This is a genomic window from Oricola nitratireducens (assembly GCF_014904745.1).
Lineage (GTDB): Bacteria > Pseudomonadota > Alphaproteobacteria > Rhizobiales > Rhizobiaceae > Oricola > Oricola nitratireducens.
Genome location: NZ_JACZCS010000050.1, coordinates 1 through 21,405, shown reverse-complemented (window position 1 = coordinate 21,405; position 21,405 = coordinate 1). Strand labels below are relative to the sequence as shown.

At 60.6% G+C, this 21,405-nt stretch carries 34 protein-coding genes; 1 reads left to right on the top strand and 33 read right to left on the bottom strand.

The window, feature by feature from the left end:
* The first annotated feature begins 51 nt into the window (after positions 1-51).
* On the top strand, positions 52-1,626 hold the full coding sequence (locus IG169_RS20685; RefSeq protein ID WP_193178166.1) for an MBL fold metallo-hydrolase RNA specificity domain-containing protein: 1,575 nt from the start codon (positions 52-54) through the stop codon (positions 1,624-1,626).
* Here the strand turns inward: IG169_RS20685 and IG169_RS20680 are convergent.
* From IG169_RS20680 to rpsJ, 33 genes are all read right to left on the bottom strand, one after another.
* On the bottom strand, positions 1,621-2,001 hold the full coding sequence (locus IG169_RS20680) for a GFA family protein (protein WP_193178165.1): 381 nt from the start codon (positions 1,999-2,001) through the stop codon (positions 1,621-1,623). The two genes, IG169_RS20685 and IG169_RS20680, sit on opposite strands and share 6 nt — an antisense overlap.
* Positions 2,002-2,005: 4 nt before the next feature.
* On the bottom strand, positions 2,006-2,995 hold the full coding sequence (locus IG169_RS20675; protein ID WP_193178164.1) for an RluA family pseudouridine synthase: 990 nt from the start codon (positions 2,993-2,995) through the stop codon (positions 2,006-2,008).
* Positions 2,996-3,016: 21 nt separating this feature from the next.
* The gene (gene crcB / locus IG169_RS20670) at positions 3,017-3,394 is read right to left on the bottom strand and encodes a fluoride efflux transporter CrcB (protein WP_193178163.1); all 378 of its coding nucleotides are present in this window, start codon (positions 3,392-3,394) and stop codon (positions 3,017-3,019) included.
* Positions 3,395-3,447: 53 nt separating this feature from the next.
* A complete protein-coding gene (locus IG169_RS20665; RefSeq protein ID WP_193178162.1) occupies positions 3,448-4,002 on the bottom strand; it encodes a flavodoxin domain-containing protein in 555 nt (184 codons plus the stop codon).
* 118 nt (positions 4,003-4,120) lie between these two features.
* Positions 4,121-5,443 carry a replication-associated recombination protein A gene (locus IG169_RS20660; RefSeq protein WP_193178161.1) on the bottom strand — a complete coding sequence of 441 codons (1,323 nt, stop codon included), beginning with the start codon at positions 5,441-5,443 and terminating at the stop codon, positions 4,121-4,123.
* 7 nt (positions 5,444-5,450) lie between these two features.
* Positions 5,451-6,968 (bottom strand): DegQ family serine endoprotease, encoded by a 1,518-nt coding sequence (locus IG169_RS20655; RefSeq protein WP_193178160.1) that lies wholly within the window; start codon positions 6,966-6,968, stop codon positions 5,451-5,453.
* 97 nt (positions 6,969-7,065) lie between these two features.
* Positions 7,066-7,494 (bottom strand): 50S ribosomal protein L17, encoded by a 429-nt coding sequence (rplQ, locus tag IG169_RS20650; RefSeq protein WP_193178159.1) that lies wholly within the window; start codon positions 7,492-7,494, stop codon positions 7,066-7,068.
* 37 nt (positions 7,495-7,531) lie between these two features.
* Positions 7,532-8,542: a DNA-directed RNA polymerase subunit alpha gene (locus IG169_RS20645; protein ID WP_193178158.1), complete on the bottom strand. Its 1,011-nt coding sequence runs from the start codon at positions 8,540-8,542 to the stop codon at positions 7,532-7,534.
* Positions 8,543-8,633: 91 nt separating this feature from the next.
* Complete coding sequence (gene rpsK, locus IG169_RS20640; protein ID WP_193178157.1) at positions 8,634-9,023, bottom strand: 30S ribosomal protein S11; 390 nt, start codon at positions 9,021-9,023, stop codon at positions 8,634-8,636.
* A 94-nt stretch (positions 9,024-9,117) separates the two neighbouring features.
* On the bottom strand, positions 9,118-9,486 hold the full coding sequence (gene rpsM, locus IG169_RS20635) for a 30S ribosomal protein S13 (protein WP_193178474.1): 369 nt from the start codon (positions 9,484-9,486) through the stop codon (positions 9,118-9,120).
* A gap of 223 nt (positions 9,487-9,709) precedes the next feature.
* Positions 9,710-10,360 (bottom strand): adenylate kinase, encoded by a 651-nt coding sequence (locus tag IG169_RS20630; RefSeq protein WP_193178156.1) that lies wholly within the window; start codon positions 10,358-10,360, stop codon positions 9,710-9,712.
* Positions 10,357-11,697, bottom strand: coding sequence for a preprotein translocase subunit SecY (secY, locus tag IG169_RS20625; RefSeq protein ID WP_193178155.1), 1,341 nt, complete (start codon positions 11,695-11,697; stop codon positions 10,357-10,359). Before secY ends, IG169_RS20630 begins: the two co-directional genes overlap by 4 nt.
* A gap of 159 nt (positions 11,698-11,856) precedes the next feature.
* Entirely contained in the window at positions 11,857-12,333 is a 477-nt protein-coding gene (gene rplO, locus IG169_RS20620) for a 50S ribosomal protein L15 (protein ID WP_193178154.1), read from the bottom strand.
* Between the two features lie 17 nt (positions 12,334-12,350).
* Positions 12,351-12,551, bottom strand: a complete 201-nt coding sequence (gene rpmD, locus IG169_RS20615; RefSeq protein WP_193178153.1) for a 50S ribosomal protein L30 — start codon at positions 12,549-12,551, stop codon at positions 12,351-12,353.
* A 63-nt stretch (positions 12,552-12,614) separates the two neighbouring features.
* Entirely contained in the window at positions 12,615-13,184 is a 570-nt protein-coding gene (rpsE, locus tag IG169_RS20610) for a 30S ribosomal protein S5 (RefSeq protein ID WP_193178152.1), read from the bottom strand.
* A gap of 42 nt (positions 13,185-13,226) precedes the next feature.
* On the bottom strand, positions 13,227-13,589 hold the full coding sequence (gene rplR / locus IG169_RS20605; RefSeq protein WP_193178151.1) for a 50S ribosomal protein L18: 363 nt from the start codon (positions 13,587-13,589) through the stop codon (positions 13,227-13,229).
* Positions 13,590-13,601: 12 nt separating this feature from the next.
* The gene (gene rplF / locus IG169_RS20600; protein ID WP_193178150.1) at positions 13,602-14,135 is read right to left on the bottom strand and encodes a 50S ribosomal protein L6; all 534 of its coding nucleotides are present in this window, start codon (positions 14,133-14,135) and stop codon (positions 13,602-13,604) included.
* A gap of 43 nt (positions 14,136-14,178) precedes the next feature.
* Complete coding sequence (gene rpsH / locus IG169_RS20595) at positions 14,179-14,577, bottom strand: 30S ribosomal protein S8 (protein WP_193178149.1); 399 nt, start codon at positions 14,575-14,577, stop codon at positions 14,179-14,181.
* A 12-nt stretch (positions 14,578-14,589) separates the two neighbouring features.
* Positions 14,590-14,895 carry a 30S ribosomal protein S14 gene (gene rpsN / locus IG169_RS20590; RefSeq protein WP_193178148.1) on the bottom strand — a complete coding sequence of 102 codons (306 nt, stop codon included), beginning with the start codon at positions 14,893-14,895 and terminating at the stop codon, positions 14,590-14,592.
* 28 nt (positions 14,896-14,923) lie between these two features.
* Positions 14,924-15,481, bottom strand: coding sequence for a 50S ribosomal protein L5 (rplE, locus tag IG169_RS20585; RefSeq protein WP_193178147.1), 558 nt, complete (start codon positions 15,479-15,481; stop codon positions 14,924-14,926).
* A complete protein-coding gene (rplX, locus tag IG169_RS20580) occupies positions 15,474-15,785 on the bottom strand; it encodes a 50S ribosomal protein L24 (protein ID WP_193178146.1) in 312 nt (103 codons plus the stop codon). The genes rplE and rplX overlap by 8 nt, the downstream gene beginning before the upstream one ends.
* 11 nt (positions 15,786-15,796) lie before the next feature.
* Positions 15,797-16,165 (bottom strand): 50S ribosomal protein L14, encoded by a 369-nt coding sequence (rplN, locus tag IG169_RS20575; RefSeq protein WP_193178145.1) that lies wholly within the window; start codon positions 16,163-16,165, stop codon positions 15,797-15,799.
* Between the two features lie 66 nt (positions 16,166-16,231).
* Complete coding sequence (rpsQ, locus tag IG169_RS20570) at positions 16,232-16,474, bottom strand: 30S ribosomal protein S17 (RefSeq protein WP_193178144.1); 243 nt, start codon at positions 16,472-16,474, stop codon at positions 16,232-16,234.
* Between the two features lie 2 nt (positions 16,475-16,476).
* Positions 16,477-16,674 carry a 50S ribosomal protein L29 gene (gene rpmC / locus IG169_RS20565; RefSeq protein WP_193178143.1) on the bottom strand — a complete coding sequence of 66 codons (198 nt, stop codon included), beginning with the start codon at positions 16,672-16,674 and terminating at the stop codon, positions 16,477-16,479.
* Positions 16,675-16,685: 11 nt separating this feature from the next.
* Positions 16,686-17,099: a 50S ribosomal protein L16 gene (rplP, locus tag IG169_RS20560; RefSeq protein ID WP_193178142.1), complete on the bottom strand. Its 414-nt coding sequence runs from the start codon at positions 17,097-17,099 to the stop codon at positions 16,686-16,688.
* 25 nt (positions 17,100-17,124) lie between these two features.
* A complete protein-coding gene (gene rpsC / locus IG169_RS20555; protein WP_193178141.1) occupies positions 17,125-17,829 on the bottom strand; it encodes a 30S ribosomal protein S3 in 705 nt (234 codons plus the stop codon).
* Positions 17,829-18,218: a 50S ribosomal protein L22 gene (rplV, locus tag IG169_RS20550; protein ID WP_193178140.1), complete on the bottom strand. Its 390-nt coding sequence runs from the start codon at positions 18,216-18,218 to the stop codon at positions 17,829-17,831. Before rplV ends, rpsC begins: the two co-directional genes overlap by 1 nt.
* Positions 18,219-18,220: 2 nt before the next feature.
* A complete protein-coding gene (rpsS, locus tag IG169_RS20545; RefSeq protein ID WP_131569940.1) occupies positions 18,221-18,499 on the bottom strand; it encodes a 30S ribosomal protein S19 in 279 nt (92 codons plus the stop codon).
* Positions 18,500-18,517: 18 nt separating this feature from the next.
* Positions 18,518-19,351, bottom strand: coding sequence for a 50S ribosomal protein L2 (gene rplB / locus IG169_RS20540; protein WP_193178139.1), 834 nt, complete (start codon positions 19,349-19,351; stop codon positions 18,518-18,520).
* A gap of 25 nt (positions 19,352-19,376) precedes the next feature.
* A complete protein-coding gene (locus IG169_RS20535) occupies positions 19,377-19,670 on the bottom strand; it encodes a 50S ribosomal protein L23 (RefSeq protein ID WP_193178138.1) in 294 nt (97 codons plus the stop codon).
* Positions 19,667-20,287 carry a 50S ribosomal protein L4 gene (gene rplD / locus IG169_RS20530; RefSeq protein ID WP_193178473.1) on the bottom strand — a complete coding sequence of 207 codons (621 nt, stop codon included), beginning with the start codon at positions 20,285-20,287 and terminating at the stop codon, positions 19,667-19,669. Before rplD ends, IG169_RS20535 begins: the two co-directional genes overlap by 4 nt.
* Positions 20,287-20,997, bottom strand: a complete 711-nt coding sequence (gene rplC, locus IG169_RS20525) for a 50S ribosomal protein L3 (protein ID WP_193178137.1) — start codon at positions 20,995-20,997, stop codon at positions 20,287-20,289. Before rplC ends, rplD begins: the two co-directional genes overlap by 1 nt.
* A gap of 28 nt (positions 20,998-21,025) precedes the next feature.
* On the bottom strand, positions 21,026-21,334 hold the full coding sequence (gene rpsJ / locus IG169_RS20520) for a 30S ribosomal protein S10 (protein WP_072606015.1): 309 nt from the start codon (positions 21,332-21,334) through the stop codon (positions 21,026-21,028).
* Positions 21,335-21,405: the final 71 nt, after the last annotated feature.

Below are 21,405 nucleotides of genomic sequence, written 5' to 3'. Positions count from 1 at the left end.
CGGCAATCCGATTTGCAACACAAGCTGCAGCGATAAATCCGGGAGACAGGCATGGCGACGCTTTCCTTCTATGGCGCGGCAGGAACCGTGACCGGCTCCTGCTCGATGCTTCAGGCCACCGGGGCGCGGTTTCTTGTCGATTGCGGCATGTTCCAGGGCAACAAGACGATCCGCGCGCTTAACGACAAGCCTTTCCCGTTCGACCCTGCGGCCGACTTTCTGATCCTTACCCACGCCCATATCGACCATTCCGGGCTTTTACCCAAACTGGTGCGGTACGGATTCAAGGGGCCGATCTACTGCACGGCGCCCACGGCCGACCTCCTCGGTTTCATGCTGCTCGATTCGGCAAAGATCCAGAACTCGAACACCGAACGCCAAAATCGCAAGCGGCAGCGCAAGGGCGAGGATCCGATCGAGCCGATCTATACCGAGGAACATGCCCGCGCGACGCTGGAACTGTTACGCACCCACGATTACGGCGAGTGGTTCGAGCCGGCGCCCGGCATTCATGTGCGCTATTGGAACGCCGGCCACATACTGGGTTCCGCGTCGGCGGAAATGAAGATCCCCGACGCGGCCGACGGCAACACGATGCGGTTGTTGTTCTCGGGCGACATCGGTCCGGAGGAAAAGGTCTTCCATCCCGAACCGGACGCGGAACAGGGCTTTGATTACGTCGTTTGCGAAAGCACTTATGGTGACCGCGAACGCGACGACTACACGCTGGAGGCGCGGCGCGAATTGTTGCGCAAGGAACTGGTACGCGGTCTTTCGGCCGGCGGCAATGTCGTAATCCCCGCCTTCGCCGTCGAGCGCAGCCAGGAACTGTTGCACGATATCGGTGTCCTCCTTGCCAAAGGCGAGCTTCCGGAAACAACGGTGTTTCTCGATTCGCCGCTCGCCAAGGCCGTTACCGAGGTGTTCATCAAGCATGCGGGCACCCTCGACGATGTCGAACTCGATGAAGCCGCCCTCTTCCGCGATCCGCGTTTCCGCCTCGTCCAGGATGTCGAGGAAAGCAAGGCAATCAACCGTATAACCGGCGGCGCGATCATCATTTCCGCAAGCGGAATGGCCGATGCCGGCCGCATTCAGCATCACATCAAGAACAACATTTGGCGCTCCAACGCCACGATCCTCTTCGTCGGTTACCAGGCGCCCGGCACGCTGGGATATTACATCACCAGCGGTGAGCCGGTCGTGCGCATTCACGGCAAGGAATTTCTCGTCAAGGCGGAGATCCGGCAACTGGGCAACTATTCGGCCCATGCCGACCAGGGCGAACTGCTGGACTGGGTAATGGAACGCAGTCCGATCGCGGGCCACCTGTTCCTCAATCACGGTGACGATGACGCTCGCGAGGAAATGGCCCGCCTGCTCGCGACGCGCGGCCTCGATCCCGAGAAGATCGTCCTGCCGCAAATGGACGAGGCTTTCGAACTCGTTGCCGGCGACGCGAAATCGAAGGGACGCCTGCCCGAGCGTGTTCCGCGCACGGAACTGCTCTCCGACTGGAACAATGATTACGCCGCCTTGATCGTCGCGCTGACGCAGCGCCTGCAGGACGCCGGCAATGATGAAGAACGCCGCAAGATCATCGCGGCGTTGCGGCGCGCCCTATGACGCGGGATCGCCGGCAAGGCTGAGCGAAGCCCCGTCCCGCACCGGTACATCCGTGAAGGAATAGGGATCGACGCCCTCGATGCAGCCCACATTGAACCCGTATGTGTCCGGCGCGCTGCGCGGCCGGTGGAACGGATAGATCCCGCACACCGAACAGAAATAATGTTTCGCGATCTTCAGGTTCCATTGATAGAGCGTGAGCGTGTCTTCGCCCTTGGTGACAATGAGCTTGTCCTCCGGGACGCTGGCCATCAGCGTGCCCTTGCGACGGCACAGCGAACAATTGCAGCGGCGCAGATTCTGCAGACCGTCTTCTTCCGTCTCGACGGTGAATTCGACTGCCCCGCAATGACAGCTTCCATTCAGGATCGGCATCTCTTCAGTCCTCCATGTCCGCGTTGGTCTCCTTGAAGCCGAGCAGGTTCCAGCTCTGGACCATATGCGGCGGCAGCGGCGCCGTCACGTTGATCACGCCGCCGTCCGGATGCGGAATGATGATCCGGCGCGCATGCAGGTGCAGCTTTTTCTGGATACCGCCCGGGAACTCCCAGTTCGAATCGTCTTCGAAATATTTCGGATCGCCGACGATCGGGCAATCCATATAGGCGGCATGAACGCGCAATTGGTGCGTCCGCCCAGTGACCGGTTCCATCTCCAGCCACGACATGCGCTGCCCCGCCGATTCCACGACGCGGTAATCCGTCACCGCGTGGTCCGCGCCCGGTTCGCCGTGTTTGGCGATGCGCATCCTGTCGCCATCCGGCGTTTGTTCCTTGACCAGCCAGGTCGAAATTCGTCCCTCGCGCTTTTTCGGTACGCCCTTGACCAGCGCCCAGTAGGTTTTCTTTGTGTCGCGCTCGCGAAATGACGTCGTCAGCTTCTGCGCCGCGCCGCGCGTCCGCGCAACGACAAGAATGCCCGACGTATCCCTGTCAATACGATGCACGAGCCGCGGCTTCTCGCCCTTGGCGTTTCGGAACGCTTCCAGCATGCCGTCGATATGGCGCACGATGCCCGACCCGCCCTGGACCGCGAGGCCAGCCGGTTTGTTGAACACCAGCACCTTCTTGTCTTCAAACAGAATCATGCGCTTGAGCGCGTTGTCATCGGAATCGTTGCGGATCGTCTTTGCCGTTACCGGTCCCCTGGCAGCCGCCGTTTCCGCGGCCATCGGCGGTACGCGAACGGTCTGTCCCGGTTCGAGCCGCGTGTCGGCCTTCACCCGGCCGCCGTCGACGCGTACCTGGCCGGTCCGGAGCAGTTTCTGCAACGCGCCGAATGCGAGGTCCGGATAATGCGCCTTGAACCAGCGATCGACACGCATGCCCGCTTCGTCGCTGTCCACATTGATTTGCTCAACGCTTGCCATCTTCGACACCCGGTTGGTTTTTCAGGATATCGCTCGCACCAGGGAGAGTCCGGCGAAAAGCGCGAGGATGGACAGCACCACACTGGCACTCAGATACAAGGCGCCGATCCATTGATCGCCGCGCTCCCACATCAGGGCGAAATCAAGCGAGAATGCCGAGAACGTGGTGAACCCGCCGAGAAACCCGGTGGCAAGAAAGCTGCGCACCTCCATGCTCGTGCCGGTACGCCGGGTCAGCGTCTCGATCAGGACGCCCATGGCGAAGGAGCCGATGATGTTGACCAGGATCGTCCCCCACGGAAAATGCGGGCCAGCGACCCGCAATGCAGCGAGGTTGGTGAGATAACGGGCTGACGCGCCAAGGCCGCCGCCAAGGGCTACAAGGAGGATATGAGACATGGAGTCCTCCTACTCCATGCCTCCGCGGTTCGAAAGCCCCGGATTGAGGATCGTCAGATTTTTCCGGCGACGCCCGGCGCCTCTTTGACGAAGGTGCGAACGAAGGCGTCGAGTGCCACCCAGTCGGTGAATTCGTGGTCGAGGCTCGTATCGACAGGCCCGCCTTCCTTCTCCGCGATGCGTTTCAGCATCCAGCGCCGGAAGAAATCGTACTCCGTGTATTTCAGCGCGCCAGCCGCGTGATGTATGGATACGGGCCACCAGCCGGTTTCCTTGCTGAACTTCTCGACGATATCGGCGATCTCCTCCACCTCTGACTTGTCCGAGGATGCCGCGGACAGCGACACCGAAACGAAGGCCCCGGGCCTTGCCATCAGCGTCTCGGCGTGCGCCTTGACGAAACGGCGCAACGGCGCCGGAAATGCGCCGACATGAACCGGAGCCGCGATGATCACCGCGTCGAAATCATCCGCCTTTGGAACGTCATCGCCGCTGATTGCATCCGCCAGCTGGATGGAATGGCCGTCATCCTCCAGCAACGACCGCATGTGCTGGACAATCTTGCGGGTTTGGCCTTCGATGGTGGCGTAAGCAATGAGAATGCGCATGTCGTCCTCCGTTCGGCGCAAAGTGCAATCTTGCGGCCGGTGCCGCCTTGATACCGGTCAATTTCGTCTGTCGGCTAATTCTTTCCGGTGATGGTTGCCAAGTGTTTCCAAGAACGATTCAATCACTCTCGTTTTGTCTTTCACGGCGCAAATTGGCCCAATATTCGAGCCGCTTTCGGAGATCGCGCTCGAACCCTCTTTCGACTGGATCATAGAAACGTTTGCGCCCCATGGCTTCGGGAAAATAGTCCTGTCCGGAAAACGCGTCCGGTTCGTCATGGTCATAGCGATAGCCGGTGCCGTATCCTTCCTGCGACATCAGCTTGGTCGGCGCGTTGAGGATGCGTTTGGGCGGCAGCAGCGAACCGAATTCCTTCGCCGCGCGCATGGCCGATTTGTAGGCGGTGTAGGCCGCATTGGATTTCGGAGCGGTCGCCAGATAGATGCAGGCTTGCGCAAGCGCCAGTTCGCCTTCCGGCGAACCCAGATAATCGTAAGCATCCTTTGCGGCGAGAGCGATTGTCAGTGCCTGCGGATCAGCGAGCCCGATATCCTCGCTCGCCATGCGCACGAGCCGGCGCCCAAGATAGAGCGGGTCCTCGCCCGCGTCGAACATCCGGCAGAGATAATAGAGGGCGGCATCGGGATCCGACCCGCGAACCGCCTTGTGCAGTGCCGAGATGAGATTGTAGTGACCGTCCTGGCTCTTGTCGTAGAGCGGTGCGCGGCGCTGCACGACGCTCCGAAGGCCTTCTGCGTCGAGCGTTTCGCCGGCCTTGGTGGAGCGGTAGACTTCTTCCGCCAGCGTCAGCACGGCGCGTCCGTCGCCGTCGGCCATCACAGCTAAAAGTCCCCTTGCCTCGTCCGTCAGCGGAAGTTTTTGACCGGTAAGTTTCTCGGCGCGTTCGAGAAGTATTTCCAGATGCTCCGCCTCCAGACGCTTTAGCGTCAGCACCCGGGCCCGTGACAGCAACGCCGCATTGAGTTCGAAAGACGGATTTTCGGTGGTAGCGCCGACCAGCAGGATCGTCCCGTCCTCGACAACGGGTAGAAAGGAATCCTGCTGAGCCCGGTTGAACCGGTGGATCTCGTCGACGAACAGAAGCGTCTGCTTGCCGTTCTGCAGTCGCATCCGTGCCGATTCGAAAACCTTCTTCAGATCCGCAACACCGCTGAAGATAGCCGATATCTGCTCGAAATGCAGATCCGCCGCCCCGGCCAGAAGACGGGCGATCGTCGTCTTGCCGGTACCCGGCGGTCCCCAGAAGATCACATTGCCGAGGCTGCCCGACGCGATCATGCGCGTCAGCGCCCCGTCGGCTCCGGTCAGGTGATCCTGGCCGACGACATCCTCCAACCGGCTGGGGCGAAGCCTGTCCGCAAGCGGCCTGTGCGCGGTGTCGGGCTGCGCTGAACCGCGCTCTCCGAACAGGTCAGCCATATATGACCTAGCCCCGGAAATATTGTTGAATGACGCGGCCGCCACGGTTAATGACGAAACTCCAGGATCTGCCGCCGGATTCGGCGACGGCCTTCACGTCATCCACCTTGCCGATATCCTGGCCATTGATCCGTATCAGCACGTCGCCCGGAAGGAAGCCCACGCGCATGGCCGGCGAGCCGCGCTCGATTTCGGTGATGATGACGCCGTCTCCACGAAAATGGACATTCAGCCGGTTGAGAACGCGCGGTGAAATATTGGCGACCTTCGCTCCCGAAAGCGGGTTCGATCCGCTGATGGTCGATTCATGCGCGGGAACGGTCTCGGGCGCCTGTTGCAGCAGGATATCGACCGCGACCTTGCGGCCCCGCGACAGCATCGCAAGCGTGACCTTCTTGCCCGGCCCGGCGGTCTCCAGCCGGTAGTCGAGCGCATCCGGATGTTCGATCGCATGCCCGTCGATGCTCATCACGACGTCGCCGGGACGAATTCCGGCCTTTTCGGCCGGGCTTCCCGGTTCGACATCCTTGACGATAGCGCCAGTCGGACGCTGCATGCCGAGGCTTTCCGCGATCGCCGGCGTGACCGGATCGAAAGTCGCGCCGAGATAGGGCCGTTCGAAAGCATCGGCCCCGCCGCGTGCCTGGTCGATCACCGCCCGGACCATGTTCGACGGAATGGCGAAACCGATTCCGTTCGATCCGCCCGAGCGCGAAAAGATCGCCGAATTGATGCCGATCAGCCGTCCCGACATCGAGAGCAGCGCACCGCCGGAGTTGCCCGGGTTGATGGCTGCATCCGTCTGGATGAAGAACCCGAAATCGGAAACACCGATGCGGCTGCGCGCGACGGCGGAAACAATCCCCGACGTCACGGTCTGGCCGACGCCGAACGGATTGCCGATCGCCAGCACGAGATCGCCGGTCTCTACCGCGTCGGAATCCTCAAGCTTCAGATATTTGAGATCGCGTTTCGCGTTGATACGCAGCACGGCGAGATCGGACCGCTCGTCGCGAAGAACGACTTTGCTCTCGAATTCTTCGCCATCCGACAGCGCGACCTTGATCTCGTCCGCATTGCCGATCACGTGGTTGTTCGTGACGATCAGGCCGGAAGGGTCAACGATTACACCCGAGCCAAGCGATTGCTCCATGCGCGGCCGCGACTGGCCGCCAAAACCGGGACCGAAGAAATATTCAAAGAAGGGATCCCCGGAAAAGGGCGACTGGCGCTGTTGGACGATACGCGCCGCATAGACATTGACGACTGCCGGCGCCGTCGCCTTGACGAGAGGCGCAAACGACAGCTGCATTTCGCCCCGGCTGACCGGCACCCGCCGACCGTCCTGTTCTACCGCATTTCCTGGACTGTCGCCGTCGTTCCTGATTTTGCCCTTGCCGCCGAAGAGGTCCTCGAGAAGGCTTGCTGGCGACTTCCCGGTATCTTGCGCGAACCCTGCCGGTATGGCCGCTCCAAACAGGACAAGGGCCAAAACAAAAACGCGTGAAATCCGGGAAAAAGACATGAACCATTCTCCTTGGAAGGTCTGGGATTCGGCTGCACCATAACGAAAAAAAGGGGCCTTAAAAGGCCCCTTTTCAGGTCGTCCTGATGGACCTGACTTAAGCTGCTTCTTCGGCAGCTTGTTCTTCTGCTTCGACGCGCGCGCGGTCGCCCGCACCTCTCGCGTCAACGTCGCGGTCGACGAATTCGATTACGGCCATCGGTGCGCTGTCGCCGTGGCGGAAACCCGCCTTCATGATGCGCAGGTAGCCGCCATTGCGGTCGGCATAGCGCGTCGCGATCGTGTCGAACAGCTTGCGAACCTGTGCTTCGTCGCGAATAGCCGAGATGGCCTGGCGGCGTGCGTGCAGGTCGCCCCGCTTGCCGAGAGTCACAAGCTTCTCGACGATCGGGCGTATTTCCTTGGCTTTGGGCAGCGTCGTCACAATCTGCTCATGCTCGATCAGCGAAGCTGCCATGTTGGCAAACATCGCCTTACGGTGGCTGGCAGTGCGGTTCAGCTTGCGGCCCGATTTTCCGTGGCGCATGAGCCTTCTCCTTGAGTGTTAGCCGGCTCGCCGGCGATCAGTAGTGATCCTCGTAACGCTTTGCGAGGTCTTCGATATTCTCCGGCGGCCATGCGGGAACTTCCATGCCGAGATGGAGGCCCATGGACGCCAGAACTTCCTTGATTTCGTTAAGCGACTTGCGGCCGAAATTCGGGGTCCGCAGCATTTCGCCTTCCGTCTTCTGGATCAGGTCGCCGATATAGACGATGTTGTCGTTCTTCAGGCAGTTGGCCGAACGCACCGACAATTCGAGTTCGTCGACCTTCTTGAGAAGCGCCGGGTTGAAGGCCAGTTCCTGGACCTGTTCTTCCTGGACTTCCTTCTGCGGCTCTTCGAAGTTGACGAACACGCCGAGCTGGTCCTGCAGGATGCGTGCGGCAAAGGCCACGGCATCTTCACCGGTGACCGCGCCGTTGGTCTCGATCGTCATGGTGAGCTTGTCGTAGTCGAGAACCTGTCCCTCGCGGGTGTTCTCGACCTTGTAGGAGACCTTGCGCACTGGCGAATACAGGCTGTCGACCGGGATCAGGCCGATCGGCGCGTCTTCGGCGCGGTTGCGGTCGGCCGGCACATAACCCTTGCCGTTGTCGACGGTGAATTCCATGCGGATCTCGGAACCCTCGTCGAGGGTGCAGATCACGTGATCCGGGTTCAGGATTTCGACATCGCCCACAGTTTGGATGTCGCCGGCGGTGACGACACCCGGGCCCTGCTTCCGCACGACCATGCGCTTCGGTCCGTCGCCTTCCATCCGGATGGCGATTTCCTTGATGTTCAACACGATGTCGGTGACATCTTCGCGCACACCCGCAATCGAGGAGAATTCATGCAGGACGCCATCGATCTGCACGGCAGTGACAGCCGCGCCGCGAAGCGACGACAGCAGCACGCGGCGCAGCGCGTTTCCGAGTGTCAGACCAAAACCACGCTCGAGCGGTTCGGCGACGAGGTTCACCTTGTTGGTGCCTCCGCTCTTGAACTCGACCTTCTTCGGCTTGATCAGTTCTTGCCAGTTCTTGTGTATCACGGCAGTTTCCCTCAGCTTCCTTGCCACCATCCAATCGTGGCAATAGACCTGAAACCGGGCGACGCAGGATCGGCGACGCCCTCAAAGCATGTTAGACGCGGCGTTTCTTGCGCGGCCGGCACCCGTTGTGCGGGATCGGTGTGACGTCACGGATCGAGGTGATCGTAAAGCCGGCAGCCTGCAGTGCGCGCAGTGCCGATTCACGGCCCGAACCGGGGCCACAGACCTCGACTTCGAGCGAGCGCATACCGTGTTCCTGGGCCTTCTTGGCGCAGTCTTCGGCAGCAACCTGTGCGGCGAACGGCGTCGATTTGCGCGAGCCCTTGAAGCCCTGCATGCCTGCCGACGACCAGGCAATCGTGTTGCCCTGTGCGTCGGTAATGGTGATCATCGTGTTGTTGAACGTCGAATTGACGTGGGCAACGCCCGACGAAATGTTCTTACGCTCGCGGCGGCGAACGCGGCCGGCATCCTTAGCCATGGTATTCCTTTCGATCTCTGCACCGCCGTAGTTCCAGCGGCTACACCTGGGAGCGAACGAAAGCCGCGCCAAGGGCGCGGCACCGTTTGCTTAATTACTTTTTCTTGCCTGCAATGGCCTTCGCCGGACCCTTGCGGGTACGCGCATTGGTGTGCGTGCGCTGGCCGCGGACCGGAAGGTTGCGGCGATGACGCAGACCGCGGTAGCAGCCGAGGTCCATCAGGCGCTTGATGTTCATCGAAACTTCGCGACGAAGATCGCCCTCGACCTGGTAGTCGCGGTCGATGGTTTCGCGAATTCCCATCACTTCGGCATCGGTCAGTTCGTGAACGCGACGCTCTGCGGGAATGTTGTTTTTCTCGACGATTTCCTGCGCGAATTTCGCGCCAATACCGTGAATGTACTGAAGCGCGATCACTACGCGCTTGCCTGTCGGTATGTTAACACCGGCAATACGTGCCATTTTGTTCTCCATGTATGCCGGTTTGTCCGGCGGTTCTTGGTGACCCGCGTCCGGTGGAGGCCGGCCCATGCGGGTTTCCCGTCCGAGCGGCATCGCGCCACGAAGGCACATTCAACCATTCTTTCAAGGAAGATGCGCCGCTATAGTCCCGAGTCCGGTATGTGTCAACCGCGTGAAAGGTCTTTTTCGGGTAAATACTGCCGAAGCCATCCGAGCTCTTCGATCAGAGCTTTTCCAACACGCGATCGATGTCCGCAGCTACGTCGTCGATGGACTGCAATCCGTCCACGTTCTTCAGGAGGCCCTTGGCGTAATAATAGCCGATAAGCGGCGAGGTTTCCTTGTAATAGGCCTGCAGCCGCGTCCACACCTTGTCCGGCTGATCGTCGGAACGACGCTTGAATTCGGTTGACCCGCACTTGTCGCACACGCCGTCCTTGGCTGGCTTCTTCGACGTATCGTGATAGACCGTGCCGCAGCTGGCGCAGCTGTAGCGACCGGAAATCCGGTCGACGAGCACTTCGTCGTTGACCTGCAGTTCGATCACCACGTCGAGCGCGATCCCCTTGCCTTTCAGCATCGCCTCCACGGCGTCGGCCTGCACCAGCGTGCGCGGATAGCCGTCGAGAATGAAGCCATTCACACAGTCTGCCTCGTCAATGCGTTCCGAAACGATCGCGTTGACGATATCGTCGGAGACGAGCTTGCCCGCATTCATGACCGCTTCGGCGCGCTGGCCGACCTCCGTGCCAGCCTTGACGGCGGCGCGCAACATGTCCCCCGTCGAGAGCTGGGGGATCGAGTATTTCTCGACCAAGCGCTGTGCCTGTGTTCCCTTGCCTGCTCCCGGCGGTCCAAGAAGGATAAGTCTCATCGTCCGCGTTTCCCCCCGCGCAGTTTCGATTTCTTGATCAGGCCTTCATACTGATGGGCGATCAGATGGCCCTGTATTTGCGCGACAGTATCAAGGGTCACGCTCACGACAATGAGCAGCGACGTACCACCGAGATAGAACGGCACGCCGGTCGACGCTATTAGAAATTCGGGTAACATGCAGACCAGCACCAGATAAATGGCACCGATGACCGTGATCCGGGTCAGCACGTAATCAATGTACTCGGCCGTGCGTTGCCCCGGACGGATTCCCGGAATGAAGCCGGAATGCTTCTTCAGATTGTCGGCCGTGTCCTCCGGATTGAAGACGATCGCCGTGTAGAAGAAGGCGAAGAACACGATCATGCCGCCATAGAAGAGCATGTAGAGCGGCTGACCGTGACCGAGGGCGGCAAGGATCGTTGTCGCCCATCCCGGCAAGGTCGTCGAATTCGAGAAACCCGCCAGCGTTGCCGGCAACAGCAGCAGCGACGAAGCGAAGATCGGCGGGATGACGCCGGCCGTGTTCAGCTTCAACGGCAAGTGCGACGTGTCGCCCTGGAACATCCTGTTACCGACCTGGCGCTTCGGATACTGGATCAACAGCCGCCGCTGCGCCCTTTCGACGAACACGATCGCCGCGATAACCGCGATGGCGACGACGATGATCGCGATGATCACCCCGGATTTGATCGCCCCGGTACGGCCAAGTTCGAGCGTGCCGGCGATCGCCGTCGGAAGTCCGGCGACAATGCCGGAGAAGATGATCAGCGAGATGCCGTTGCCGATACCGCGCGCGGTGATCTGCTCGCCGAGCCACATCAGGAACATCGTGCCGCCGACAAGCGTGACCACGGTAGAAATACGGAAGAACCAGCCCGGATCCGCAACGATCCCGTTCGCGCTCTCAAGCCCGACCGCAATGCCGTAGGCCTGCAGCGTGGCGAGAAGAACGGTACCGTAACGCGTATACTGGTTGATGACTTTGCGCCCCTGCTCGCCTTCCTTCTTCAGCTGTTCAAGCGCCGGTATCACCGACGTCATCAGCTGAATCGCAATCGAGGCGGAAATATAGGGCATGATGCCGAGCGCGAAGATTGCCATGCGCTTGACCGCACCGCCGGAGAACATGTTGAACATGCCCAGGATACCGCGCGACTGGCTGGCAAACGCGTTGGCAAAGGCGTTCATGTCCAGCCCGGGCAGCGGGATATAGGTCCCGAGGCGGTAGACAAGCAACGCGCCGAGCGTGAACCATATCCGTTTCTTGAGTTCTTCGGCCTTCGCGAATGCGCCGAAGTTCAGATTTGCTGCAAGCTGTTCTGCTGCGGATGCCATTGAGGAATTCTCCGGTTCGGCGGGGGCCTTCGATCAGCCGGCTTGCGCCCGGCCGGGCCAACGCACTTCAGTGCGGAGATAAGCGCCATGCCGGAGAGACGCAAGTAAAGAAAAGCGTGATGAAAGGGCGGCAGATCGCTCCGCCGCCCTTGCAAGGAATTACTCGGCAGCTGCCTTGGCTGCGAGCACCGTGATGGAACCGCCGGCCTTTTCGATCTTCTCGACCGCCGACTTCGATGCGCCCGCAACCTCGAATTTGACCTTGGCTTTCAGGTCGCCGTCGGCGAGCACGCGTACACCGTCCTTTATGCGGCGGATGACGCCGGCAGCAGCAAGTGCCTCGGCATCGACCGTCTTCTTGCCGTCGAGCTTGCCAGCATCGATTGCCGCCTGCACGCGGGCCAGCGACACGATGTTGAAGTCCTTGGCGAAGATGTTGTTGAAGCCGCGTTTCGGGAGACGCCGATAGATCGGCATCTGGCCGCCCTCGTAGCCCTTGATAGCCACGCCGGAACGGGACTTCTGGCCCTTTACGCCGCGGCCGCCTGTCTTGCCCTTGCCGGAACCGATACCACGGCCGACGCGTTTGCGAGACGGGCGCGCGCCTTCGTTATCGCGCAGTTCGTTCAGATTCATTGTTCTTCTCCCCGCTATCAGGCCTCGTCCACAACGCGGACGAGGTGCTGGACTTTGCGGATCATGCCACGCACGGCCGGAGTGTCTTCCAGGGTGCGGCGGCGATGCATCTTGTTGAGGCCAAGACCGATCAGGGTTTTTTCCTGTTCAGCCGGCCGGCGGATCGGGCTGCCGATCTGTTCGACAGTGATCGTAGCGCCCTTCTTCTTGTCAGCCATCAGTCAGTTTCCTTCCAATGACCCCTGCCCTTCCGGTCGAAAGGCGACAGGAGCTCGATCAGTCTATTCTTCGGCGCCGATCAGATCGCGGCGGCGCGCCTGCAGCGTGGAGTATTTGAGCCCGCGCTGTGCGGCGATGTCCTTGGGATGCATCTGGCTTTTCAGCGCATCGAAGGTCGCACGAACCATGTTGTACGGGTTCGAGGTGCCGAGCGACTTGGCGACGACGTCCTGGACGCCGAGCGTCTCGAACACGGCGCGCATCGGGCCACCGGCGATGATCCCGGTACCGGCGGAAGCAGCACGCAGCAGAACCTTGCCTGCGCCGTGGCGTCCTTCGACGTCATGATGCAGCGTCCGGCCGGAGCGCAGCGGCACGAAAATCATGTCGCGCTTGGCGGCCTCGGTCGCCTTGCGGATGGCTTCCGGCACTTCGCGCGCCTTGCCGTGGCCGAAACCAACGCGGCCCTTCTGGTCGCCGACGACGACGAGCGCGGCAAAACCGAAACGGCGACCGCCCTTCACAACTTTTGCCACTCGGTTGATGTGAACGAGCTTGTCTACGAACTCGCTCTCAGCCTCGTCGCGTGGTCCACGGTCGCGTCCGCGACCTCCACGATCTTGCTGTGCCATATCCTTTTCCTTCGTTCTTTTCCGGAAGCACTCGGGTTGAGATTAGAAATTCAGGCCGGCTTCGCGTGCCGCATCGGCAAGCGCTTTGACCCGGCCATGAAAGATGTAGGCGCCGCGATCGAATACGACGTCCTTGATACCGGCCTTTACGGCGCGTTCTGCAACCAGCTTTCCGACCGCTGCAGCTGCAGCAATGTCGGCGCCGGTCTTCAGTCCGCCCTTAAGATCGGTCTCGAGAGTCGACGCCGCGGCAACCGTGTGGCCGGCAGCATCGTCGATAACCTGCGCATAGATGTTCTTGGAAGAACGGTGCACCGACAGACGCGGGCGGCCATTGGCCACCTTCTTGATCTGACGGCGAACGCGCTGCGCACGGCGCGTGGTCGATTCTTTGGTCTTTGCCATGGCGCGCTATCCTTACTTCTTCTTGCCTTCTTTGCGGATGATCGTCTCTTCCGCATATTTCACGCCTTTGCCCTTGTAGGGCTCGGGAGACCGGTACTTGCGGATCTCCGACGCGACCTGGCCAAGCTGCTGCTTGTCGATGCCCGTGAGCACGATTTCGGTCGGCTTCGGAGTAGCCGCTGTGACACCCTCGGGCACCTGGTAGACGACTTCGTGACTGAACCCAAGCGAGAGCTGGATGTTCTTGCCCTGCATCGCCGCACGATAGCCGACGCCGTTGATTTCGAGCTTGCGCTCGAAGCCTTCTTTCACACCGTCGACGATGTTCTGGATCATCGACCGCGACATGCCCCACTTGGAGCGCGCGTCCTTGGACTGGTCGCGCGGCTCGACGCTGACGGCGCCGTCTTCCATTGCAACCAGAACCTCGTCATTGACGACGTATTTCAGTTCGCCCTTCGGGCCTTTCGCGGTCACGGTCTGACCGTCGACGGTGGCCGTGACACCGTCCGGGATAGCTACCGGCTTTTTACCAATACGCGACATTTTTCAACCTGTCCGTTTACTGGGTTCATGCTCGCCTGCCGCATCAGAAGATGCGGCAAAGAAGCTCTCCACCAACGTTCTTTTCACGTGCCTCGTGATCCGCCATCACACCCTGCGGCGTCGAGAGGATCGAAATGCCGAGGCCGTTTGCGACATGCGGGATCGACTTCACGCCGACATAGACGCGGCGGCCCGGCTTCGAGACGCGCTCGATGCTACGGATGACCGGCGTGCCGTCGAAATACTTCAGCTCGATCTCGTACTCGGACTTGCCCGAGGAATACTCGACCTGCGAGTAGCCGCGGATATAGCCTTCGTTTTTCAGCACATCCAGAACGCGACCGCGCAGCTTGGAAGCCGGCGTCGAAATACGGTCCTTCGAACGGTGCATGCCGTTGCGGATACGCGTCAGCATATCGCCAAGAGGATCTGACATGGACATCTTTGTTTCCCCTTACCAGCTGGACTTCACGATGCCGGGAACGCGGCCGAGCGAACCAAGTTCGCGAAGCGCGATGCGCGACATCTTGAGTTTGCGATAGTAGGCGCGCGGGCGGCCCGACACTTCGCAACGGTTGCGCACGCGCACCTTCGCGGAGTTGCGCGGCAGTTCCGCAAGCTTGAGCGTCGCCTTGAAGCGCTCTTCAATCGGATTGGACCGATCCATGACGATCGCCTTAAGTGCGGCGCGCTTTGCGGCGTACTGATCCGCCAGCTTGCGACGGCGGTTGTTCTTTTCGACTGCGCTGACTTTAGCCATGCGTAATTCTTCCTTTTAACGCTTGCCGTTACTGGCGGAACGGGAAGTTGAAAGCCTTGAGCAGAGCCCGGGCTTCGTCGTCCGATTTCGCCGTCGTGCAAACGATGACGTCCATTCCCCAGATCTGGTCGACCTTGTCGTAGTTGATCTCGGGGAACACGATGTGCTCCTTCAGGCCCATGGCGAAGTTGCCACGGCCATCGAAGCTTTTCGGGTTCAGGCCGCGGAAGTCGCGAACGCGCGGCAGCGCGATGTTGACCAGGCGATCCATGAACTCGTACATGCGGTCGGCGCGCAGCGTTACCTTGGTGCCGATTGGCATGCCTTCACGCACCTTGAAGCCGGCAATCGAATTGCGGGCATGCGTAATAATGGCCTTCTGCCCGGTAATGAGCGCGAGGTCCTCGGCAGCAGACGCCGGCTTCTTGGAATCTGCCGTCGCTTCGCCAATCCCCATGTTCACGACAATCTTCGTGACGCGGGGAATTTCCATCTCGTTTTTGTAGCCGAACTGCTCGAGCATCTCTTTACGAACGGTGTCGTTATAGTGCTTCTTGAGCCGCGGCTCGTATTTTGCGTCAGCCATCGATCACTTCTCCGGAACGTTTGGCAAAGCGGACCTTGCGTTCGCCTTCCATGCGGAAACCGACACGGGTCGGCTTCGAGTCTTTCGGGTCCAGCAACGCCACGTTCGAAAGGTCGATCGGCGCCTCTTTCGAGATGATGCCGCCTTCCTGGTTGGCCGTCTGGCGCTGGTGGCGCTTCACGACATTGATGCCGGCGACAACAGCACGGTTGTCCTTCGGCATCACCTGCACGACGGTACCCTTGCGGCCCTTGTCCTTGCCGGTGAGCACGACGACTTCGTCGCCTTTGCGGATCTTTTGCATCGTGTCTCTCCTTAAAGCACTTCCGGCGCCAGCGAGATGATCTTCATGTGTGCCTTGGCGCGGAGTTCACGCGGCACAGGCCCGAAGATACGGGTGCCGACCGGCTCTTTCTTGTTGTCGACGATCACTGCCGCGTTCTTGTCGAAACGGATGACACTGCCATCGGCGCGGCGGATATCGGCTGCGGTGCGCACGACGACGGCTTTCATGACGTCGCCCTTTTTGACGCGGCCGCGCGGGATAGCTTCCTTCACCGAGACAACGATCACGTCACCTACGGAAGCATACTTGCGCTTCGAGCCGCCCAGCACCTTGATGCACTGAACACGACGGGCGCCGGAATTGTCGGCGACATCGAGGTTTGTTTGCATCTGAATCATGACTGGCTGCCTTTTATATTGTGTCCAGCTGGCTTCCGCGGAAGCCGCATGTATTGCGGTTTAGGTTCAGGACGCAGGCTGGTCGGTTACGACCACCCAGCACTTGTCCTTTGAAATCGGCGCGCTTTCCTGGATGAAAACGGTATCACCGATCTTGAACTGGTTGCTTTCGTCATGCGCCTTGTACTTCTTGGAACGGCGCACGGTCTTTTTGAACAGCGGGTGCGTGAAACGGCGCTCGACCTTGACCACCACGGTCTTGTCATTCTTGTCGCTCACGACGGTGCCCTGTAGAACGCGTTTTGGCATCGTTACTTTCCTTTGGCCGCGCTTTGAGCGGCGATCGTCTTGATACGGGCGATGTCGCGGCGCACTTCACGTACACGCGAGGTTTTTTCCAGCTGACCCGTCGCCTTCTGGAAGCGCAGGTTGAACTGTTCTTTTTTGAGCTTGGCCAGTTCATCGGCGAGCTGGTCGGCGCTCATGGCCTTTACGTCTTCGGCTTTCATAAGCTTCACTCCTACTCGGCGATACGCTGGATAAAGCGCGTCCGCACCGAGAGCTTGGCTGCGCCGAGGCGCAACGCTTCGCGTGCGATGTCCTCGGACACGCCGTCGATTTCGAACATCACGCGGCCGGGCTTCACCTTGGCCGCCCAATAGTCGACGGAGCCCTTGCCCTTACCCATGCGCACTTCGGTCGGTTTCGAGGTGACCGGCACATCCGGGAAGATGCGGATCCACACGCGGCCGGCGCGCTTCATGTGACGGGTGATCGCGCGGCGTGCCGCTTCAATCTCGCGCGCATTCACTCGGTTCGGTTCCAGCGCCTTCAGGCCATATTCACCGAAGTTCAGAGCCGTGCCACCCTTGGCAATGCCATGGATTTTGCCCTTGAACTGTTTGCGGTACTTTGTCCGTTTAGGTTGCAACATCGGTTTCTACTCCAATCCTGTCCGCTTACGCGTGATCGCGGCGGCGGCCAGTGCCCTGGCTGTCATTTTCGGTTGCCCGGCGCTCGGAAGCCATCGGATCGTGCTCAAGGATTTCTCCCTTGAAGATCCAGACCTTGATTCCGCAGATGCCGTAAGCCGTTTCGGCTTCGGCTGTGCCGTAGTCGACATCGGCGCGCAGCGTGTGCAGCGGAACGCGTCCTTCGCGATACCATTCGGTACGCGCGATTTCGGCACCGCCAAGACGGCCGGCACAGTTGATGCGGATGCCTTCGGCGCCGAGACGCATCGCCGACTGGACGGCGCGCTTCATGGCGCGGCGGAACGCCACGCGGCGCTCCAGCTGCTGGGCGATCGACTGGGCGACCAGGTTGGCATCAATTTCCGGCTTGCGCACTTCAACGATGTTGAGATGCGTTTCGGCCGAGGTGAATTCCGACAACTTGCGGCGCAACTTTTCGATATCCGCGCCCTTCTTGCCGATGATGATGCCCGGACGCGCCGAATGGATCGTCACACGGCACTTCTTGTGCGGACGCTCGATAACGATCTTCGAAACGGCAGCCTGCTTCAGCTCGTTCATAAGGTATTCGCGGATCTTCAGATCCTCGTGCAGCAGCTGGCCATACTCACCGGTATTGGCATACCAGCGTGAATCCCAGGTGCGGTTGATGCCGAGGCGAAGGCCGATCGGATTAATCTTCTGACCCATTATGCGGCCTCCCCTGCTTCCTCTTTCTCACGCACGACAATGGTGAGATGAGCGAACGGTTTCTCGATACGGCTTGCACGGCCGCGACCGCGGGCGTGGAAGCGCTTCATGACGATCGACTTGCCGACATAGGCCTCGGCAACAACCAGTGCATCCACATCGAGATCATGGTTGTTTTCGGCATTGGCGATCGCCGATTCCAGCGTCTTCTTCACGGTCGACGCGATACGCTTGCGCGAGAAGGTCAGGTCAGCGAGCGCCGAGTCGACCTTCTTGCCGCGGATCATGGCCGCAACCAGGTTGAGCTTCTGCGGGCTGACGCGGATCGTGCGCGTTACAGCACGCGCCTCATTGTCCGCCAGCCGGCGTGGAGCCTTGGGCTTGCCCATGGTTACTTCCTCTTTGCCTTCTTGTCCGCGCCGTGACCGTAATAGGTCCGCGTCGGAGCGAATTCACCAAACTTGTGGCCAACCATGTCCTCGTTGACGGAAACGGGGATATGCTTGGTGCCGTTGTAGACGCCGAAGGTAAGTCCGACGAACTGCGGCATGATAGTGGAGCGCCGGCTCCAGATCTTGATAACGTCATGACGACCGCTCTCACGGGCCTTGTCAGCCTTCTTGAGAAGATAGCCGTCGATGAACGGGCCTTTCCAAACTGAACGAGCCATAGGCTTTTCCTCTCTCGATTATTTCTTGCGCTGATGGCGCGAGCGCATGATGAACTTGTCGGTAGACTTGTTCGAACGCGTTTTCTTGCCCTTGGTCGGCTTGCCCCAAGGCGTCACCGGGTGCCGGCCGCCAGACGTCCGGCCTTCGCCGCCGCCATGCGGGTGGTCGACCGGGTTCATGACGACACCGCGAACATGCGGACGACGTCCGAGCCAGCGCGACCGGCCGGCCTTGCCAAGGTTGATGTTGCCGTGATCCGGGTTGGAAACGGCGCCGACCGTGGCGATGCACTTGCCGGAAACGAGCCGTTGTTCACCCGAGTTCAGGCGAAGGATCGCCATCCCCTGGTCACGGCCGACGAGCTGTGCGTAGGTGCCTGCCGAACGGGCGATCTGGCCGCCCTTGCCCGGCTTCATCTCGACATTGTGCACGATGGTGCCGACCGGCATGCGGCCGAGTTCCATCGCGTTGCCCGGCTTGACGTCGGCATACTCGCTCGACACCACGCGATCGCCCGCCTGCAGGCGCTGCGGTGCCAGAATGTACGACAGTTCGCCGTCATCATACTTCAGCAGCGCGATGAAAGCGGTGCGGTTCGGATCGTACTCGATACGCTCCACCGTGGCTTCGACGTCCCGCTTGGAACGCTTGAAGTCGATGATGCGGTAGGTACGCTTGTGCCCGCCGCCAACGTTGCGCGACGTCTGGCGGCCATGGTTGTTGCGTCCGCCCGACTTCGACAGACCTTCCGTCAACGCTTTGACCGGACCGCCCTTGTGCAGGCCTGAACGATCAACCGTCACCAGCTGGCGCTGGCCGGGAGACGTTGGTTTAAATGTTTTCAATGCCATAACAAATTACCTCTCGGCCGACCGGTTAGAGCCCGGTCGCGATGTCGATGGACTGGCCATCAACAAGGGTCACGACCGCCTTTTTCACGTCGCTCTGCTTGCCAACGATGCCGCGGAACCGCTTCACCTTGCCCTTGCGGAGCATTGTGTTGACCGCCTTCACCTTGACGCCGAACAGCGCTTCGACCGCAGCCTTGATTTCCGGCTTGGAAGCGTCGCGGGCCACGTTGAAGATGACCTGGTTGTTTTCCGACACGAAGGTCGATTTCTCGGTGATCACCGGAGAGACGATCACGTCGTAGTGGCGAATGTCCGTCATTTGAACCGCTCCTCGAGGGCTTCGACCGCTGCCTTGGAAAGGACCAGCTTGTTGCGGCGCAGAATGTCGTAGACGTTGATACCCTGAACCGGCAGCACGTCGACATGCGGGATATTGGCGGCAGCGTTCTTGAAGTTGCCGTCGATTTCCGCGCCGCCGATCACCAGTGCATTCTCCAGGCCGAGACCCGAGAACTGGCTGAGAAGCGTCTTCGTCTTGGCGTCCGTCGCCTTCAGATCGTCGACGATGATAAGGTCGGACGACTTCGCCTTGGCCGAAAGTGCATGACGCAGACCAAGTGCGCGGACCTTCTTGGGAATGGCTGTCTCATGGCTGCGTGCAACCGGGCCGTGGGCCTTGCCGCCGCCGCGAAACTGCGGCGCGCGAGCCGATGAATGGCGTGCGCGGCCCGTACCCTTCTGCTTGTACATCTTGGCGCCGGTGCGTGCGATATCAGCGCGCCCCTTCGACTGATGCGTACCCTGCTGCTTCTTGGCGAGCTGCCAAAGCACGACGCGCTGGATGAGATCCGCACGCGGCTCAAGGCCGAACACCGTATCAGAGAGCGAGAGCGAACCGGCCGACTTGCCGGCAAGCGTGGTCACTTTGATATCCATCATTCTGCCCCTTCAGCGCTGGGTGCTGCTTCAGCAGCTGCCCGCAGTGCGGCCGGCTTCGGCGCGTCCTTCGGCAGGCTGACCTTGACCGCGTCGCGCACTAGGATCCATGCGCCCTTCGAACCAGGAACGGCGCCTTTCACGAGGATCAGGCCACGTTCCGCATCGGTCGATACGACTTCAAGGTTCTGCGCCGTGACGCGGGTCGCGCCCATATGGCCGGCCATTTTCTTGCCCTTGAAGACCTTGCCCGGGTCCTGGCACATGCCCGTCGAACCGTGCGAACGGTGTGAGACGGAGTTACCGTGGGTCGCGCGGCCACCACCGAAATTGTGGCGCTTGATGACACCCTGGAAGCCCTTGCCCTGCGTGGTGCCGGTCACGTCGACCTTCTGGCCCGCCACGAAATGCTCGGCAGTCAGCTCGGCGCCAACGTCGATCATGTTGTCGGGCGACACGCGGAACTCGGCCAGCTTGCGCTTCGGCTCGACCGATGCCTTGGCGAAATGGCCACGCATAGCCTTGGAGGTGTTCTTCACCTTCGCAAAGCCGGAACCGAGCTGCACTGCCGTGTAGCCGTTCTTGTCTTCAGTGCGCTGGGCCACGACCTGGCAGTTCTCCATGCGAAGAACGGTCACCGGCAACTGCTCGCCGTTGTCGTTGTAGACGCGGGTCATGCCCAGCTTCTGTGCGATTACTCCTGAACGCATTGGTTCATCCTTCCCCAATCCGGCCTGCTCAGAGCTTGATCTCGACATCAACGCCGGCCGCGAGATCGAGCTTCATCAGCGCGTCCACGGTCTGCGGAGTCGGATCGACGATATCCAAGAGACGCTTGTGTGTGCGCATCTCGAACTGCTCGCGGCTTTTCTTATCGATGTGCGGCGACCGGTTCACGGTGAATTTCTCGATCCGTGTCGGCAGCGGCACCGGCCCGCGTACGCTCGCCCCGGTCCGCTTTGCCGTCGACACGATTTCGCGCGTCGATGCATCGAGGACCCGGTGGTCGAACGCCTTCAGGCGAATGCGGATGTTCTGGCCGTTCATACGACTTTTCCTTATTCAAGAGGCAAAGCGCGGCAGCTTCTGCCGCGCTCCCTCAAACTCTTTTCTTCGCC

Bases quoted from the DNA above. Each gene is read 5' to 3' on its own strand.
- rpsQ (WP_193178144.1), bottom strand. From the start codon at position 16,474: ATGCCAAAACGCGTTCTACAGGGCACCGTCGTGAGCGACAAGAATGAC.
- rpsK (WP_193178157.1), bottom strand. From the start codon at position 9,023: ATGGCTAAGGATGCCGGCCGCGTTCGCCGCCGCGAGCGTAAGAACATT.
- rplQ (WP_193178159.1), bottom strand. From the start codon at position 7,494: ATGCGCCACGGAAAATCGGGCCGCAAGCTGAACCGCACTGCCAGCCAC.
- secY (WP_193178155.1), bottom strand. From the start codon at position 11,697: ATGGCATCCGCAGCAGAACAGCTTGCAGCAAATCTGAACTTCGGCGCA.
- rplP (WP_193178142.1), bottom strand. From the start codon at position 17,099: ATGTTGCAACCTAAACGGACAAAGTACCGCAAACAGTTCAAGGGCAAA.
- IG169_RS20665 (WP_193178162.1), bottom strand. From the start codon at position 4,002: ATGCGCATTCTCATTGCTTACGCCACCATCGAAGGCCAAACCCGCAAG.
- rpsS (WP_131569940.1), bottom strand. From the start codon at position 18,499: ATGGCTCGTTCAGTTTGGAAAGGCCCGTTCATCGACGGCTATCTTCTC.
- rpsJ (WP_072606015.1), bottom strand. From the start codon at position 21,334: ATGAACGGCCAGAACATCCGCATTCGCCTGAAGGCGTTCGACCACCGG.
- rpsC (WP_193178141.1), bottom strand. From the start codon at position 17,829: ATGGGTCAGAAGATTAATCCGATCGGCCTTCGCCTCGGCATCAACCGC.
- rplE (WP_193178147.1), bottom strand. From the start codon at position 15,481: ATGGCTGACGCAAAATACGAGCCGCGGCTCAAGAAGCACTATAACGAC.
- rplC (WP_193178137.1), bottom strand. From the start codon at position 20,997: ATGCGTTCAGGAGTAATCGCACAGAAGCTGGGCATGACCCGCGTCTAC.
- IG169_RS20535 (WP_193178138.1), bottom strand. From the start codon at position 19,670: ATGACGGACATTCGCCACTACGACGTGATCGTCTCTCCGGTGATCACC.
- rpsM (WP_193178474.1), bottom strand. From the start codon at position 9,486: ATGGCACGTATTGCCGGTGTTAACATACCGACAGGCAAGCGCGTAGTG.
- rplB (WP_193178139.1), bottom strand. From the start codon at position 19,351: ATGGCATTGAAAACATTTAAACCAACGTCTCCCGGCCAGCGCCAGCTG.
- rplV (WP_193178140.1), bottom strand. From the start codon at position 18,218: ATGGGCAAGCCCAAGGCTCCACGCCGGCTGGCGGACAATGAGGCGCGT.
- rpmC (WP_193178143.1), bottom strand. From the start codon at position 16,674: ATGAAAGCCGAAGACGTAAAGGCCATGAGCGCCGACCAGCTCGCCGAT.
- rpmD (WP_193178153.1), bottom strand. From the start codon at position 12,551: ATGGCTGACAAGAAGAAGGGCGCTACGATCACTGTCGAACAGATCGGC.
- rplN (WP_193178145.1), bottom strand. From the start codon at position 16,165: ATGATTCAGATGCAAACAAACCTCGATGTCGCCGACAATTCCGGCGCC.
- rplO (WP_193178154.1), bottom strand. From the start codon at position 12,333: ATGAATCTGAACGAACTGCGCGATAACGAAGGCGCGCGCCCGTCTCGC.
- rplR (WP_193178151.1), bottom strand. From the start codon at position 13,589: ATGGCAAAGACCAAAGAATCGACCACGCGCCGTGCGCAGCGCGTTCGC.
- IG169_RS20655 (WP_193178160.1), bottom strand. From the start codon at position 6,968: ATGTCTTTTTCCCGGATTTCACGCGTTTTTGTTTTGGCCCTTGTCCTG.
- rplX (WP_193178146.1), bottom strand. From the start codon at position 15,785: ATGCAAAAGATCCGCAAAGGCGACGAAGTCGTCGTGCTCACCGGCAAG.
- rpsH (WP_193178149.1), bottom strand. From the start codon at position 14,577: ATGTCCATGTCAGATCCTCTTGGCGATATGCTGACGCGTATCCGCAAC.
- rpsE (WP_193178152.1), bottom strand. From the start codon at position 13,184: ATGGCACAGCAAGATCGTGGAGGTCGCGGACGCGACCGTGGACCACGC.
- IG169_RS20660 (WP_193178161.1), bottom strand. From the start codon at position 5,443: ATGGCTGACCTGTTCGGAGAGCGCGGTTCAGCGCAGCCCGACACCGCG.
- crcB (WP_193178163.1), bottom strand. From the start codon at position 3,394: ATGTCTCATATCCTCCTTGTAGCCCTTGGCGGCGGCCTTGGCGCGTCA.
- rplD (WP_193178473.1), bottom strand. From the start codon at position 20,287: ATGGATATCAAAGTGACCACGCTTGCCGGCAAGTCGGCCGGTTCGCTC.
- IG169_RS20675 (WP_193178164.1), bottom strand. From the start codon at position 2,995: ATGGCAAGCGTTGAGCAAATCAATGTGGACAGCGACGAAGCGGGCATG.
- rpsN (WP_193178148.1), bottom strand. From the start codon at position 14,895: ATGGCTAAAGTCAGCGCAGTCGAAAAGAACAACCGCCGTCGCAAGCTG.
- IG169_RS20680 (WP_193178165.1), bottom strand. From the start codon at position 2,001: ATGCCGATCCTGAATGGAAGCTGTCATTGCGGGGCAGTCGAATTCACC.
- rplF (WP_193178150.1), bottom strand. From the start codon at position 14,135: ATGTCGCGTATTGGTAAAAAGCCGGTAGCTATCCCGGACGGTGTCACG.
- IG169_RS20685 (WP_193178166.1), top strand. From the start codon at position 52: ATGGCGACGCTTTCCTTCTATGGCGCGGCAGGAACCGTGACCGGCTCC.
- IG169_RS20630 (WP_193178156.1), bottom strand. From the start codon at position 10,360: ATGAGACTTATCCTTCTTGGACCGCCGGGAGCAGGCAAGGGAACACAG.